The sequence below is a fragment of the Streptomyces sp. NPDC046862 genome, assembly GCF_040704615.1.
In the GTDB taxonomy this organism is placed as follows: Bacteria; Actinomycetota; Actinomycetes; order Streptomycetales; family Streptomycetaceae; genus Streptomyces.
Genome location: NZ_JBEYXP010000038.1, coordinates 1 through 15,344 on the forward strand (window position 1 = coordinate 1; position 15,344 = coordinate 15,344).

Genomic DNA, 15,344 nt, shown 5'->3' on the forward strand with positions numbered 1-15,344 from the left:
ATGCCCGCGGCCGTGCCCGCGCTGGTGAGGACGTCCCCGTCGTCCACGAACAGCTCGCGCGGGTCGACGTGCACCGACGGGTAGCGCTTGGCCAGCGTCGGCGCGTACATCCAGTGGGTGGTGGCCGGCCGGCCGTCCAGCAGCCCGGCGGCGGCCAGCACGAAGGCGCCGGTGCACAGCCCGACGATACGGGCGCCCTCCTCGTGCGCCCGGCGCAGCGCGTCGAGCGCCTCCTCGGGCGGCGGCGAGGTGATCGAACGCCAGGCCGGGACGACCACGGTGCCCGCCCGTGAGATCGCCTCCAGCCCGTTCGGCGCGGTCAGTTCCAGGCCCCCCGTGGTCCGCAGTGGACCTTCTTCCCCGGCGCTCACCAGCAGCCGGTAGCGCGGCACTCCGGCGTCCTGGCGGTCGATCCCGAACACCGAAAGTGGTATGGAACTCTCGAAGATGGGGCCGCCGCTGAACAGCAGCACCGCAACGATCTCCTTGCGGCGTCGCCCGGAAAGTTTCCGGGCCGCGGCTTCCGGCGCGGCAGCGGAGTCGTGGCTCATACTGCTAAGCCCCCCTCAGTGGTCGCGGCTCCTCGGTTGTGTCGCTCCTGCACGTTTCCCCTTGGTCCTGCACGAGTCCCCCGCCGTAAGACAGTCAAGATCGAATCTACTGCGTCCCGTGCTGCCGGCGTGGCCGGTTCGGCAACCGGCACATTGTCGACTTGGCAACTTGGCGTGAAGCATTCGATCACGAAGCGTTGCACTCGTGGGCCCTACAGGGAAGTGCGCCTCGTCGCAGTGGCCAATCCACGTAGGGTGCGCGCGCCCCACGAGCCCCTTTCAGCGCAGGTCGAACGGGGGGTCCAGGGGTGTTCGAGCAACAGATGCACAGGAACCAGAAGTTGGCTGAAAAGATGCGGGGGCGTGCGCGGAAACCGGTCAGTCGACCGGCGTGTTCCGCCCCGAGTGCCGACCGCCCCTGCGCGCCCCCGAGCCGACCCGGCCGACCCGGGCGCGCCGGCCTCGTCGTGGCGCTCCCTCGCGGACCGGCGTGCGCGCCGCGCCCCGCTCCGACTGGCGCAGCAGGACCCGGCAGACTCCGGTCACGGCCGCCAGTCCCAGGGCCGTGCCGGCCGCCCCGCCGAGCGAGGTGCCGTACGCGACGAGGACCACGGGTACGAGGACACAACTGAAGGCCGCCCAGCGGATGAGGTCGCCCGCCGTGTCGGTGGCGGGGCGCTCGGTGGGGCGCGGGGATCCGGGGGTGGACCGGGAGGCCGTCTGGTGTCCGGGCACTGCGTGCTCCTGTGGGGATGACTTACCCGGGTTCAACGCGTGTTCGACCGCTCGGTCACTGCCGGAACGCGGATCCTTCACCGCCGGGATATGGATCCGGGGCCGGAGTGGCCCGTACTCTGGGTAAACCCTGTGGCGGACGCCTGGGTGAACCCTGTGCGAACCGCCTGTACGGGGCAGCAACCATTGCGTTACGGGCGTCCGCTCGTGCATGCTCCCTGGAACCCCGCGCAGCCGGTGCGGGGCCTGGGATAAGGAGGCGTGCCGCCGTACCCTTGGGGGTATGGGGTTGGGAAGATGATTCCCGGACACAGCTCCGCAGCACACTGTCGTCCCACACCCACGAGGACCCGAACGCCGAGACACCCATGGCCGGTCACGAATTCTTCGAACCCGCGGACCGCAAGAGGCGGCCGGTAGCCGATCCGACGGCCGCCGACCCCCTGGCGGCGGAAGAAGCACGCCCCACCTGCGATCCCGCCTTCAAGCACGGCGTCGTCGTCGGCTTCGACGGCTCGACGTCCAGCGAGCGCGCCCTCGCCTACGCGATCGGCATGGCCCACCGCTCCGGCTCGGGCCTGATCATCGTGCACGTCGCCAACCGGCTGCCCACCACCGTGTGGGCCGGCTGTGAGCCACCGGTCTTCGTCGACGTCCCCGACCACCGCACCGAGGTCCTCGGCCTCGAACTCGCCTGCGCGGAGTACCTGGCCGAGGTCCCCTGGATCCTCGTCGAGCGCGGCGGCGACATCTGCCACGAACTCGAAGAGGTGGGGCGGGAGTACGAGGCGGACGCGATCGTCGTCGGCTCCACCCACGGGATCGTGGGGCGCATCTTCGGCTCGGTCGCGGGCCGGCTCGCGAAGCGTGCGCAGCGGCCGGTCATCGTCATTCCGTAACTCGCTGTCATTCCGTAACTCGCTGTTGCCCCAGGGGAGATGTGCTCGCGGGGCGGTCAACTCTCTTTCGGCTGCAGGTAAATCTACTGGCGCGTAGAGGTGTTTGTGCCCTTGTGAAGGGCATATACCGGTCGCTACTGCTCCAGGCGTGCTGCCGGTCGGGGTGTGACGGCCACCGGCTCGCTGCGCGGGCTGGGGGGTTGGGCGGCTCCCCGGCGACAGGGACGGACCCTCACGTGTGGGTGGCATACGTGGGGGCCCGTCCTGTTTTTGTTGCCTGTGCGGGTGCGTGGGGGCTGGTCGCGCAGTTCCCCGCGCCCCTAAAAGACCTACTCCACCGTCACCGACTTCGCCAGGTTCCTCGGCTTGTCGATGTCGCGGCCCAGGGTCAGGGCCGTGTGGTAGGCGAGGAGTTGGAGCGGGATGCCCATGAGGATCGGGTCGAGTTCGTCCTCGTTCTTCGGGACGACGATCGTCTGGTCGGCCTTCTCCTGGTCCTGGTGGGCCACCGCGAGGATCCGGCCGCTGCGGGCCTTGATCTCCTCCAGGGCCGCGCGGTTCTTCTCCAGCAGGTCGTCGTCGGGGACGATCGCGACCGTCGGCAGGGCGGGCTCGATGAGCGCCAGCGGGCCGTGCTTGAGCTCGGAGGCGGGGTAGGCCTCGGCGTGGATGTACGAGACCTCCTTGAGCTTCAGCGAGGCCTCGCGGGCCACCGGGTAGCCCCGGACGCGGCCGATGAAGAGCATCGAGCGGGCCTCGGCGTACTCCTGGGCCAGCTTCTTGATCTCCTCCTCCTGCTCCAGCATCTCGGAGATCTGGGCGGGCAGCTTGCGCAGGCCCTCGATGATCCGCTTGCCGTCGCGGACCGAGAGGTCGCGGGTGCGGCCGAGGTGCAGGGCCAGCAGCGCGAAGGCCACCGTGGTGTTGGTGAAGCACTTGGTGGACACGACGCAGACCTCGGGGCCCGCGTGGACGTAGATGCCGCCGTCGGCCTCGCGGGCGATCGCGGAGCCGACGACGTTCACCACGCCGAGGACCCGCGCACCCTTGCGCTTCAGCTCCTGGACCGCCGCCAGGACGTCGTAGGTCTCGCCGGACTGGGAGACCGCCACGTACAGCGTGTCGGGGTCGACGACCGCGTTGCGGTAGCGGAACTCGGACGCCGGCTCGGCGTCGGCGGGGATACGGGCCAGCTCCTCGATCATCTGGGCGCCGATCATGCCCGCGTGGTACGAGGTGCCGCAGCCGAGGATCTTCACACGGCGGATCTTGCGGGCCGCGCGGGCGTCCAGGTTCAGGCCGCCCAGGTGCACGGTCGAGAACCGGTCGTCGATGCGGCCGCGCAGCACACGGTCCACGGCGTCGGCCTGCTCGTGGATCTCCTTGTGCATGTACGTGTCGTGGCCGCCCATGTCGTACGACGCGGCCTCCCACTCCACGGTGGTGGGCTCCGCGGTGGTGCGGGTGCCCTCCGTCGTGTACGTGCGGAAGTCGTCGGCCTTCAGCGTGGCCATCTCGCCGTCGTCGAGGGTCACTATCTGCCGCGTGTGGGCGACCAGCGCGGCGATGTCCGAGGCGACGAACATCTCCTTCTCGCCGATGCCGAGAACGACCGGGGAACCGTTGCGGGCCACCACGATCCGGTCCGGGAAGTCGGCGTGCATGACCGCGATGCCGTACGTGCCCTCGATGATCCTGAGCGCCTGGCGGACCTTCTCCTCCAGCTTCTCGGCCTGGGAGCGGGCGATCAGATGGGTGAGGACCTCGGTGTCGGTCTCGGAGAGGAACTCGACGCCGTCGGCCTCCAGCTTGCGGCGCAGGTCGGAGGCGTTGTCGATGATGCCGTTGTGCACGACGGCGACCTTGTTGTCGGCCGACATGTGCGGGTGCGCGTTGGTGTCGGACGGGGCGCCGTGGGTGGCCCAGCGGGTGTGGGCGATACCGGTGGTGCCCTTGAAGCGCGCGGGGACCTTGGCCTCCAGGTCACGGACCCGGCCCTTGGCCTTGACCATCTTCAGGCCCGCCGTCTTCGGCGACGTCACGACGATGCCCGCCGAGTCGTAGCCGCGGTACTCCAGCCGCTGCAGGCCTTCCAGCAGCAGCGGGGCCACATCGCGCCTGCCGATGTATCCGACGATTCCGCACATACAGTTCTCCCCTTTTCTCCCCGTTTGTGGTCGGTCGGCCGATGGTGGCCGGTCGGTCGTCCCGACGACCGGCGACCCGGCGACCTCAGCCGTAGACGATGCGGCGCAGTTGTCTGAGCGTGAGCTCGGGCGGTGCCACCGCGCGGTACTTCAGATCCGCCTCGATCCGTTCGAAGATCGCCGAGTTCACCAGGCCCTGGGCCTGGAGCTCCCGGTGGCGGCGACGGACGTAGTCCTCGATCGTCTCGTCGAAGTACGCCAGCACGTCCTGGATCACGCGCAGCGCCTCGCCCCGGCTGAGGGGCGAGGACCGCGTCAGATGATCAACAAGTTCGTCGTGCACCCGGTAGATCCTGGGGTACCGGCGACCGTTTCGCAAGAATCCTGCCCGATTCCGGGCAAGCGCCTGTTGAAATTCCTTGGGTGAACATTGAATCTCTCATGAGTGCCTGTTCGTGCGGCGTCCATCCCACGTCCCGCGATCCGTTGCCTGAGGGGACGATTTTCAGGCCTCATGGACATTCCTCGCATGGGAGTACCCGAGCGGCTCGCCGAGCGCATGAGCATGGCCGAGCAGCACGAATACCTGCGCGCCAGATTCTCCCGGCGCACGATGATCAGAGGCGGCGCCGTCACGCTGGGCGCCGTCGCGGGTGGCGCGTTCGTGCCGGGTGCCACCGCCCAGGCCGCCGTGCCCACCCAGACCGTGGCGAGCACCGAGACCGTCGACGGTTCGCTCGTCGCCCCCTTCGGCCGCCACCTCGCCTTCGGCAACGACCCGAGCACCGAGATCACCGTCTCGTGGCAGGTCCCCGTCGCGGTGAAGAAGCCCTTCATCCGCGTCGGCGCCCAGCCCTGGGACCTCTCCCGCAAGATCGAAGCCGAGGTCCGCACCCTCTACACGCCGGCCGGTGTCGGCGCGAGCGGCGACCGCACGCAGTACTACCTGCACGCCAAGCTCACCCACCTGCGCCCCGGGAAGACGTACTACTACGGCGTCGGCCACGCCGGCTTCGACCCGGCCGAGCCGCACCTCCTCGGCACCCTCGGCACCTTCACCACCGCCCCCGCCCACAAGACGCCGTTCACCTTCACCGCCTTCGGCGACCAGGGCGTCAGCTACCACGGCCTCGCCAACGACAGCCTGATTCTCGGCCAGAACCCGAGCTTCCACCTGCACGCCGGCGACATCGCGTACGCCGACCCGTCCGGCGCGGGCAAGACCGCCGACACCGGCTTCGACTCCCGCGTGTGGGACCAGTTCCTCGCCCAGACCGAGTCGGTCGCCAAGTCCGTCCCGTGGATGGTCAGTTACGGCAACCACGACATGGAGGCCTGGTACTCGCCCAACGGGTACGGCGGCGAGGAGGCGCGCTTCACCCTCCCCGACAACGGCCCGGACAAGGCGCACCTGCCGGGCGTCTACTCCTTCGTCTACGGCAACACGGCGGTCATCTCACTGGACCCCAACGACGTCTCCTTCGAGATCCCCGCCAACCTCGGCATCTCCGGCGGCACCCAGACCACGTGGTTCGAGGCGCAGCTGAAGAAGTACCGGGCCTCCAAGGACGTCGACTTCATCGTCGTGTTCTTCCACCACTGCGCCTACTGCACCTCCACCGCGCACGCCTCGGAGGGGGGTGTGCGCCAGGAGTGGGTGCCGCTGTTCGAGAAGTACACCGTCGACCTCGTCATCAACGGCCACAACCACCAGTACGAGCGCACGGACGTCATCAAGGGCAACGAGGTCGCCAAGAAGCTGCCGATCGGCGGAACGGCGTACCCCGAGACCGAGGGCGTCGTCTACGTGACCGCGGGCGCGGCGGGCCGCAGCCTGTACGCGTTCACCGCGCCGGACTCCTACGAGGGTCACGAGCACGAGGTGGACTCCGTGGCCTCGTTCATCAACCTCAAGGACGGCAAGCAGAACGAGACGGTCGAATGGTCGCGCGTGCGCTACCTGAACTACTCGTTCCTGCGCGTGGACGTCACCCCCGCGCCGAGGGGCCGCTACACCACCCTGAAGGTCCAGGGCATCGCCGAGACCGGTGACCGGATCGACCACTTCACGGTGGCGCGCAGGGCCAAGTAAGGGCGCCGCGACACCGTTCGCGCGCCCGGAAGGCGGGGCGCGCACCCGGCAACCCCCGGCAGGCGGTCCTCGGGATGTGACACATCCGCCAGATGTGTCACATCCGCTTGAGGACCGCCTGTTTGGCCATCGTGAACTCCTCGTCCGTGAGGACGCCGGAGCTGTGCAGCTCGCCGAGTTCGCGCAGCCGGCGCAGCAGGGCGTCGTGGTCGTCCTCGCGGGCGGCAGGGATCTCCGGCTCGGGGGACGACGCTGTGAGCTGCCTCGGCGGCTCGTCCTCGGGCGGGGCCGACGGGTGCGGGAGCCGCGCCTGCACGGCCGCCGCGACCAGCGCCATCAGCGGGTCCTTCTTGAAGCCCCACAGCTCCACCGAGTTGGGGTCGTACTTGGGCGGGGCCTTGGTGGGCGCGTTGTTCACGGTGAAGCGGAGGAAGCCGTTCTCCAGGCCCACCGCCGGGTGCCACTCCACGGACCGGATGTCGGCCAGCGCGAGCGTGCGGGAGCCCGCCGCGGCCTTCGCGTCCTCCGTCTTCCAGTTCCACTCCAGGCGCACCTGCTCGCCGTCGAAGTTCGCGGTGCCGTCCCCGGCCGACACGGACAGCGGGACCGCCGGGCCGGGCAGCAGATAGTCCTCGACGGCGTTCGTCGGGACCTGGTCCAGGAGCAGGGCGCTGCGGACCTCGTCCACGAAGTACTCCGCGACGCCGTAGCGGTCCGACTCGACGGTGAGCTGGTACGGGTCGTGGGAGTCGGTGAGCCGGCCCCCGGTCGCCTGCAGGAGGGGATCCGAACCGTCGCGCAGCCTCAGGCGCAGCCGTCCGGACTTCTTGCCCTGTTCCAGCGAGATTCCCGCCAACGCGGCCAGTGGGACGGTCAGTTCACCCAGAGTCTTGCGCAGGAGGCTCACGTTCTTGTCGCGCCCGGGTGTCAGCCTCAAGGTGTCGCCGTAGAAGGCCCAGGTGCCGTCGCGCTGGATGATTTCCGCCATGAAATGGATTGTTCCACCGTCCGCGCGGGGAGGTTGGTCCATACCATTTGGGTGACAGGTGGGCTGACGGAAGGGAACTCAGGTGAGACACCACCGCAGGACGACTCGCCTTCTCGGATCGCTTCTGCTCGTGACGGCGACCGGGGTCACCGCCGTCGGGGCGGCACCGGCCGGGCAGACGCCCGCACCGCTCGGTCGCGTGATCCCGGCCCCGGCGTCCGTGACGGCGGGCGGCGAGCCGTACCGGATCACGAACAGCACCCGCATCCACGTGGACGACTCGCGAGAGGCCCGCAGGATCGGCACGTACCTCGCGGACGTCCTGCGGCCCTCGACCGGCTACCGGATACCGGTGACGGACCGTCAAGGGCCGGGCATCCGCCTCAAGCTGGGCTCCAAGGACGCCTCCCTCGGCGACGAGGGCTACCGCCTCGACAGCGGCCGGCACGGGGTCACGATCACCGCCCGCAAGCCCGCCGGGCTCTTCCACGGCGTGCAGACCCTGCGCCAGCTCCTCCCGGCGGCCGTCGAGAAGAACACCGTGCAGTCCGGCCCCTGGCTGGTCGCGGGCGGCACCATCAAGGACACCCCGCGCTACGGCTGGCGCGGCGCGATGCTGGACGTCTCCCGGCACTTCTTCAGCGTGGACCAGGTCAAGCGCTACATCGACCAACTCGCGCTCTACAAGGTCAACAAGCTGCACCTGCACCTCTCCGACGACCAGGGCTGGCGCATCGCGATCGACTCCTGGCCCCGGCTCACCACGTACGGCGGTTCCACCCAGGTCGGCGGCGGCCCCGGCGGCCACTACACGAAGGCCGACTACAAGGAGATCCTCCGGTACGCCTCCTCCCGCTACCTGGAGGTCGTCCCCGAGATCGACATGCCCGGCCACACCAACGCGGCCCTCGCCTCCTACGCCGACCTCAACTGCGACGGCGTCGCGCCCCCGCTCTACACCGGCACCGACGTCGGCTTCAGCTCGCTGTGCGTGAACAAGGACGTCACGTACGACTTCGTGGACGACGTGATCCGCGAGCTGGCCGCGATCACGCCCGGCCGCTACCTCCACATCGGCGGCGACGAGGCGCACTCCACCAGTCACGAGGACTACGTGAAGTTCATGGACCGGGTGCAGCCGGTCGTCGCCAAGTACGGCAAGACGGTGATCGGCTGGCACCAGCTGACCGGCGCGACCCCGGCGAAGGGCGCGCTCGCGCAGTACTGGGGCCTGGACAGCACGAGCGCGGCGGAGAAGGAGCAGGTCGCGGCTGCCGCGCGGAACGGCACCGGGCTGATCCTGTCGCCCGCCGACCGGATCTACCTCGACATGAAGTACACCAAGGACACCCCGCTGGGCCTGGACTGGGCGGGTCTGGTGGAGGTGAAGCGGTCCTACGACTGGGACCCGGCCACCTACCTTCCCGGAGCCCCGAGTTCGGCCGTCAAGGGCGTCGAGGCACCCCTGTGGACCGAGACCATCGTGACCTCGGAGAACATCGACTACATGGCCTTCCCGCGCCTCCCGGGCGCCGCCGAACTCGGCTGGTCGCCGGCGTCCACGCACGACTGGGACGCGTACAAGGTGCGGCTGGCGGCGCAGGCCCCGCGATGGGACGCGCTGGGGATCGGGTACTACCGGTCGCCGCAGGTTCCCTGGCCGGCCGAGTGACTTCGTGACGTCAGCATGATGACGGGCACCTCGGAGGACCGTACTCCGAGGTGCCCGTCTGTCAGGGAGGGGCTGCTGCCGTTGGCGCTACAGCCCCGCGATCGGGTTCTTCAGGTTGCCGACGAGCTGGAGGGCGCCCGCCGGGTCGGCGAGGTCGACCATCTGCTCGTTGTTGCGCAGCTGGAGCCGGTTGAGGCAGGACAGGGCGAACTCGGGGGCGAACATGTCGTACTGCCGGAACTTGTCGGCCAGTTCGGGCGTCGCCGCCTGGTACTCGCGGACGACGTCGGCCACCGTGCGCCAGAAGTCGTCCTCCGTCAGGACGCCCTCGTCCGCCAGGTTCGCGGCGAGGAAGCGGAAGAAGCAGTCGAAGACGTCCGTGAAGATCGACAGGAGCTTCTTGTCCTCCGGGACCTCCACGCGCAGCCGCTCGACCGTCGGCGGCAGCACCGCCTCCGGGTCCATCACCGCGATCTCCTCGGCGATGTCCTTGTAGATCGCGCGCTGCACGACGCCGTCCTTCAGCACGAGGATGACGTTCTCACCGTGCGGCATGAAGACCAGGTCGTACGCGTAGAAGCTGTGCAGCAGCGGCGTGAAGTACGCCCGCAGGTAGTGCCGCAGCCACTGGACCGGGGTGAGGCCCGAGCGCTCGATCAGCGCCGCCGCGAAGCCCCTGCCCTCGTGGTCCACGTGGACGAGTGAGGCCATCGTCGCGAGCGACTCGCCCTCCTGGAGGGAGGACACCGGGCTCTCGCGCCACAGGGCGGCCAGCATCTTGCGGTACGGCGAGTAGCGGTCCGTGGCGGCCTCGTACTCCAGGTGCCGGTAGCCCACGGCCGCGCGCTCACGGATGATCGACAGGCCCGTCGACTTCAGCACCGGGTCGCCCTCGATGAGCTGGGCCAGCCAGTCGTTGATCGCCGGGGTCGCCTCCATGTACGCGGCCGAAAGGCCGCGCATGAAGCCCATGTTGAGGACGGACAGGGCCGTCTTCACGTAGTGCTTCTCGGGCTGCGACCGGTTGAAGAACGTCCGGATCGACTGCTGGGCGAGGTACTCGTCGTCGCCCTCGCCGAGGCAGACCAGGTGCTTCCTCGCGACCTCGGCGGCGAAGGTGACCGTGAGCTTGTTCCACCACTGCCAGGGGTGGACCGGGATGAAGAGGTAGTCGGCCGGGTCGAGGTCCTGGGCGGTGAGGACCTCATGGAAGCGCTCGACTGTCGCCTCGCCCAACTCGTCCCGCAGGAAGGCCTCGTACTCGATGCCCACGCCCGCCGTGAACGCCGCCCGCGAGCGGTGCGCGGCCAGCCAGACCAGCCGTACGGGGCTGGCGGTCTCGGGGGCGTACGAGAGGTACTCGTGGACGCCGAAGCCGAGCCGGCCGTTGTTGGCGACGAAGCAGGGGTGGCCCTCGGTCATGCCGGTCTCGATGGCCTGGAAGCCGGAGCCGACCAGCTCGGCGACGGGGATCTGCGGCTTGGTGAGCTTGTAGCAGGTCCCGGAGAGGGTGGAGGAGATCTCCTCCAGGTAGACGGGCAGGATCTCGTCGCTCAGGCCGAGGGTCTTCTTCAGCTCGATGAAGAAGTCCAGGGCGGCGAGCGGGAGTTCGCGGCCGTCACGGTGGCGGGTGATCGACTCGGCGTCCACCTGCCAGTGGTCGAGGGCGCGGACCCGCGCCGTGAAGGTGTACCGGGTGAGTCCGTCGTCGCTGCGGACGACGTACTGGTCCCCGTCCTTCTCCGGCGTGAGGATCCGCTCGTGGGCGAACTCCGCGAGTGCCTTGCGGACGAGGAGACGGTTGGCCGTCGCCCAGCGGTGGGGGGACAGGTGCGCCACGGCATCGGACAGGGTCATACGGCTACTCCTCGGGCGGCCAGGCTGTGCCTGTTGAAGAAGCGCTCGCGCGTGCAGAAGCTCAGCAGCGCGCGCTTCTCCGGCTTGTCGATCTCACGTACGGGCACGAAGCCGACCGCTTCGTTCAGCGCGTGCACCGCCTTGTTGGTCACGTCCGGCTCCACCACCACCCGCCGGGTGCGCGGGTCGGCGAACAGCTCCTCCATCACCGCGGTGATGACGGCCCGGGTGAAGCCGTGGACCGGCCGGTCGGTGGGGGCGACCAGGAAGTGCATGCCGACGTCACCGGGCTCGGGTTCGTACAGTCCGACCAGCTCGATGTACCGCGGGTCGTACTTCTCCATCAGGAACGCGGGCTCCTCGTCGTGGAACCCCAGGTAGGCGTGGTGGTGCTCGCTGGCCGCGATGCCCATGTACTCGCGCTCGACGTCCTGCAGTCTCGCGTCCTGCATCATCCAGAACGCGGCCTTGGGGTGGGTGACCCAGCCGTGCAGCAGTTCGGCGTCCTGGAGGGGGTCCAGGGGCCGGATCGTGAACGTGCCGACCGTGGAGGTGGTGCTCATACGGCGAACTCCTGGAACGCGATGGTCTTCTCGACGGGGTAGTACTCGGTGCCGAGCAGCTCGCGGATGATGGACGAGTTCCGGTACGCGCCCATGCCCAGGTCCGGGGACGTGATGCTGTGCGTGTGCACGCCCGCGTTCTGCAGGAAGACCCCGCGGCCCGTGGTGTCGATGGCGTAGTTGCGGCCCACGTCGAAGCGGCCGTGGCCGTCGAAGCGGAGGCGGTCGCGGACCGGTTCGAGGAAGGCCGGCGGCCGGTAGTGGTAGCCGGTGGCGAGGACGAGGCCCTCGGTCCGGATCTCGAAGTCCTTGTCCTGCTCGTCCTGGTGGAAGCCGAGGGTGTAGAGCCCGTCCTCGTAACGCGCGGTGTTGAGCGAGGAGTTGGTGAGGAGGCGGGTGGGGACCGGGCGTCCGCCGCCGGTGACGTTCTTCTGGTACAGCAGGTCGAAGATCGAGTCGATCAGCTCCGAGTTGATGCCCTTGAACAGGCCCTTCTGCTGCTTCTCCAGCCGGTAGCGGGTCTCCTCGGGCAGCGCGCGGAAGTAGTCGATGTAGTCCGGGGACGTCATCTCCAGCGTCAGCTTGGTGTATTCGAGAGGGAAGAAGCGCGGGGAGCGCGTCACCCAGTTGAGCTGGTAGTCGTGGACGTCGATCTCGGCGAGGAGCTCGTGGTAGATCTCCGCGGCGCTCTGGCCGCTGCCGACGATGGTGATGGACTCCTTCGCCTGCAGCTCAGCCTTGCGGTGCATGTAGTGCGCGTTGTGGAAGAAGTCGCCGTCCAGGCCGTGGCAGGCCTCGGGAATGTACGGCACGGTGCCGGTGCCGAGGACGAGGTGGCGGGCTCTGTAGGTGTCGCCGGCCTCGGTGCGTACGACGTACAGCTCGGCCTCGTCGTCGTACGTCACCTCGGTGACCGTCGTGGAGAAGCGGACGTTGCTCAGTTTGGTCGCGGCCCAGCGGCAGTAGTCGTCGTACTCGACCCGCAGGGGGTAGAAGTTCTCGCGGATGTAGAACGAGTACAGACGCCCGGACTCCTTGAGGTAGTTGAGGAAGGAGTACGGGGACGTCGGGTCGGCCAGGGTCACCAGGTCCGACATGAACGGGGTCTGGAGGTGGGCGCCGTCGAGGAACATGCCCGAGTGCCACTCGAAGTGAGGCTTCGACTCCAGGAACACGCCGTCGAGTTCGGCGATGGGCTCGGTGAGGCAGGCCAGGCCGAGGTTGAAGGGCCCGAGCCCGACGCCCACGAAGTCATGGGTGGTGTTCGTGGGTTCAGGAAGCGCGGTCAAGGGACTCTCCCAGGTACTGCTCGGCGTGGCCGGCGATCAGGTCGAGGACGGCGGCGATGTCGTCGGCCGTGGTCTCGGGGTTGAGCAGGGTGAACTTCAGGTAGTGGCGCCCGCCGACCTTGGTGCCCGCGACGACCGCGTCACCGGAGGCGAACAGGGCCTTGCGGGCGTACAGGTTGGCCCGGTCGATCTCGGCCGGGTCGGTGACGGCCTCGGGTATGTAGCGGAAGACGAGGGTGGACAGGCTCGGCTCGACCACGACGTCGTAGCGCGGGTCGGCGGCGAGCAGCCTCCAGCCCTCCTCCGCCAGGTCGCAGACCTCGTCGAAGAGCCGGCCGATGCCGTCGGCGCCCATCACGCGCAGCGTCATCCACAGTTTGAGGGCGTCGAAGCGGCGGGTGGTCTGCAGGGACTTGTCGACCTGGTTGGGGATGCGCTCGGTCACCATGCGGCGGGGGTTGAGGTACTCCGCGTGGTAGGTGGCGTGGCGCAGCGTCGCCGCGTCCCGGACCAGCACGGCCGACGAACTCACCGGCTGGAAGAAGGACTTGTGGTAGTCGACGGTGACGGAGTCGGCGCGCTCGATGCCGTCCAGCAGCGCGCGGCGCCTGAGCGAGGCGAGCAGCCCGCAGCCGTACGCCGCGTCGACGTGCATCCACGTCCCGAACTGCGCGCACAGCTCGGCGATCTCGGGCAGCGGGTCGATGGAGCCGAAGTCGGTGGTGCCGGCGGTGGCGACGACGGCCATGGGGATCAGACCGTCCCGCTTGCAGCGCTCCAGCTCGTGCGCGAGGGCGACGGTCTGCATGCGCTTGTCGTGGTCGACGGGGATGGAGACGACGGAATCGGCGCCCAGGCCGAGGAGCTTGGCCGACTTCTTGACGCTGAAGTGGCTGACCTCGGAGGCGAAGACGCGCAGTTTGGCGAACGAGTCGGCCTTGGCCTCCTCACGGGCCAGCAGCAACGCCTGGAGGTTGGACTGGGTGCCCCCGGACGTGAACACACCGTCGGCGGCCGGGCCGAGGCCGATGCGCTCGGTGGTCCAGTCGATGAGCTTGCGCTCGATGAGGGTGCCGCCGGCCGACTGGTCCCAGGTGTCCAGCGAGGAGTTGACGGCGGACAGGACGGCCTCGCCGAGCACGGCCGGGATGACGACCGGGCAGTTGAGGTGGGCGAGGTAGCGCGGGTGGTGGAAGTAGATCGCGTCGCGGAGGTAGACCTCCTCCAGCTCGTCCAGCACCGCTGTGGTGTCGTGCAGCGGCCGGTCGAGGTCGATCTGCTCGATGCGGGGGGCGAGGGCGTCGACGCTGACGCCCGTGAACGGACGGTCGGTGGTGGCGAGTTTGGCCGCCACCCGCTCGATTCCTTCGGTCACGGAGCGGCGGTACCGCTCCGCGGTCGTGTCATTGAGCAGGTGCGAGCGCATGGTGGGCGTTCCTCCGAGCGGGGACAGTCCGTGCGGACGGGGGGTGAGGGGAGAAGGTGGGGAGTGGAGCGAGCGGTGGGGTGCGTGCGCGCCTTAGAGGCTACTTAGGTAAGCCTAACCTAATTAACGCGACCGAAACCCGGCCCCACCCGTGACTGCCGTCACTCTCCTCGCTCGCGCAACTGCTCCTCCGTCAGCCCCTCACGCCAGTAACCGACAAAGGTCACGCACCTCTTGTCGATCCCGCGTTCGCGCACGAGATGACGGCGCAGTTCCTTCACGCGGCCGGACTCGCCCGCGATCCAGGCGTACGGCCGCTCGGCGGACGGGAGTTGGGCGTCGCGGATCGCGTCCAGGGCCGTGGGGGACCCCTCGGAGCGCACGAGCCAGGTGATCTCGGCGTCGGCCTCGGTCCGCAGGTCCTGGATGTCCCCGGCGTGGTGGACCTCCAGCCAGACCCGGGCGCGGGTGCCCGCGGGCAGCGACTCCAGGATCGCGGAGGCGGCGGGGAGAGCCGTCTCGTCGCCCCAGACCACCACCAGGTCGGCGCCCTCGGGCGGACGGAAACGGATCGCCCGGTTGTCGGCGATCGCCGGACCGAGCAGCAGCACCCGGTCACCGGGCTCCGTAAGGGACGCCCACTGAGAGGCGGGCCCCGCGGGCATGGCGGCGCCCGGCTCCACGCCGTGCAGCACGAAGTCGATGTCCACCTCGACGGTGTTCCCGTGGATGTCCCGGCGCAGTGCGCGGAGCGTGTAGGAGCGCATCACCGCCCGTACGTCGTCCGGCAGTTCACGCCAGCCCTGCCACCATCCGTCGCCCAGCTCGATCGGCACGACGGGCTCGGGCTGCCCCGGATGCGGCAGGAACAGCGACAGGGACTGGTCCCTGCCGTCGGAGTGGAACTCCCGCAGATCGTCACCGGCGAACGTGACCCGGACGAGAGAGGTCCCGAGCCGCCGCGTCCGCACGACGTGGAGGGAGAAGAAACGGAAGGGGGCGGCTACAGCGGTGGTCACATGTGCTCCTGATGGAAGGTCAGGGCGCGTATACGTGTAAGGGCGCGCCCGAGCATTTAGGGGCGCGGGGAACTGCGCGACAAGCCACAACGAACCCGCAGCTCCC

At 69.1% G+C, this 15,344-nt stretch carries 13 protein-coding genes; 3 read left to right on the forward strand and 10 right to left on the reverse strand.

What is annotated here, in order from left to right:
• Together AB0959_RS34115 and AB0959_RS34120 are read right to left on the reverse strand one after the other, a co-directional pair.
• Positions 1–551 (reverse strand): AraC family transcriptional regulator (locus AB0959_RS34115; RefSeq protein WP_366830586.1); only part of this gene is annotated, 551 nt, incomplete at its 3' end.
• A gap of 378 nt (positions 552–929) precedes the next feature.
• On the reverse strand, positions 930–1,199 hold the full coding sequence (locus AB0959_RS34120; protein ID WP_366830676.1) for a hypothetical protein: 270 nt from the start codon (positions 1,197–1,199) through the stop codon (positions 930–932).
• A gap of 455 nt (positions 1,200–1,654) precedes the next feature.
• On the opposite strand from AB0959_RS34120, the gene AB0959_RS34125 reads away from it, so the two are divergent.
• On the forward strand, positions 1,655–2,185 hold the full coding sequence (locus tag AB0959_RS34125) for a universal stress protein (protein WP_152774430.1): 531 nt from the start codon (positions 1,655–1,657) through the stop codon (positions 2,183–2,185).
• Between the two features lie 329 nt (positions 2,186–2,514).
• On the opposite strand, the gene glmS is transcribed toward AB0959_RS34125, so the two are convergent.
• Together glmS and AB0959_RS34135 are read right to left on the reverse strand one after the other, a co-directional pair.
• Positions 2,515–4,332, reverse strand: a complete 1,818-nt coding sequence (glmS, locus tag AB0959_RS34130; RefSeq protein WP_366830587.1) for a glutamine--fructose-6-phosphate transaminase (isomerizing) — start codon at positions 4,330–4,332, stop codon at positions 2,515–2,517.
• Positions 4,333–4,417: 85 nt separating this feature from the next.
• Positions 4,418–4,675, reverse strand: a complete 258-nt coding sequence (locus AB0959_RS34135) for a hypothetical protein (protein WP_366830588.1) — start codon at positions 4,673–4,675, stop codon at positions 4,418–4,420.
• Positions 4,676–4,861: 186 nt separating this feature from the next.
• On the opposite strand from AB0959_RS34135, the gene AB0959_RS34140 reads away from it, so the two are divergent.
• Positions 4,862–6,424, forward strand: a complete 1,563-nt coding sequence (locus AB0959_RS34140; RefSeq protein ID WP_366830589.1) for a metallophosphoesterase family protein — start codon at positions 4,862–4,864, stop codon at positions 6,422–6,424.
• A gap of 97 nt (positions 6,425–6,521) precedes the next feature.
• Here the strand turns inward: AB0959_RS34140 and AB0959_RS34145 are convergent, their stop codons facing one another.
• Entirely contained in the window at positions 6,522–7,412 is an 891-nt protein-coding gene (locus tag AB0959_RS34145) for a DUF4429 domain-containing protein (RefSeq protein ID WP_366830590.1), read from the reverse strand.
• A gap of 82 nt (positions 7,413–7,494) precedes the next feature.
• On the opposite strand from AB0959_RS34145, the gene AB0959_RS34150 reads away from it, so the two are divergent.
• Positions 7,495–9,084: a beta-N-acetylhexosaminidase gene (locus tag AB0959_RS34150; protein ID WP_366830591.1), complete on the forward strand. Its 1,590-nt coding sequence runs from the start codon at positions 7,495–7,497 to the stop codon at positions 9,082–9,084.
• 87 nt (positions 9,085–9,171) lie between these two features.
• On the opposite strand, the gene AB0959_RS34155 is transcribed toward AB0959_RS34150, so the two are convergent.
• From AB0959_RS34155 to AB0959_RS34175, 5 genes are all read right to left on the reverse strand, one after another.
• Entirely contained in the window at positions 9,172–10,941 is a 1,770-nt protein-coding gene (locus AB0959_RS34155) for an IucA/IucC family siderophore biosynthesis protein (protein ID WP_366830592.1), read from the reverse strand.
• Positions 10,938–11,504, reverse strand: a complete 567-nt coding sequence (locus AB0959_RS34160) for a GNAT family N-acetyltransferase (protein ID WP_366830593.1) — start codon at positions 11,502–11,504, stop codon at positions 10,938–10,940. Before AB0959_RS34160 ends, AB0959_RS34155 begins: the two co-directional genes overlap by 4 nt.
• A complete protein-coding gene (locus AB0959_RS34165) occupies positions 11,501–12,793 on the reverse strand; it encodes a lysine N(6)-hydroxylase/L-ornithine N(5)-oxygenase family protein (protein ID WP_366830594.1) in 1,293 nt (430 codons plus the stop codon). The genes AB0959_RS34160 and AB0959_RS34165 overlap by 4 nt, the downstream gene beginning before the upstream one ends.
• On the reverse strand, positions 12,777–14,219 hold the full coding sequence (gene desA / locus AB0959_RS34170) for a lysine decarboxylase DesA (RefSeq protein ID WP_366830595.1): 1,443 nt from the start codon (positions 14,217–14,219) through the stop codon (positions 12,777–12,779). The genes AB0959_RS34165 and desA overlap by 17 nt, the downstream gene beginning before the upstream one ends.
• Positions 14,220–14,380: 161 nt before the next feature.
• A complete protein-coding gene (locus AB0959_RS34175; RefSeq protein WP_366830596.1) occupies positions 14,381–15,238 on the reverse strand; it encodes a siderophore-interacting protein in 858 nt (285 codons plus the stop codon).
• Between the last annotated feature and the right edge of the window lie 106 nt (positions 15,239–15,344).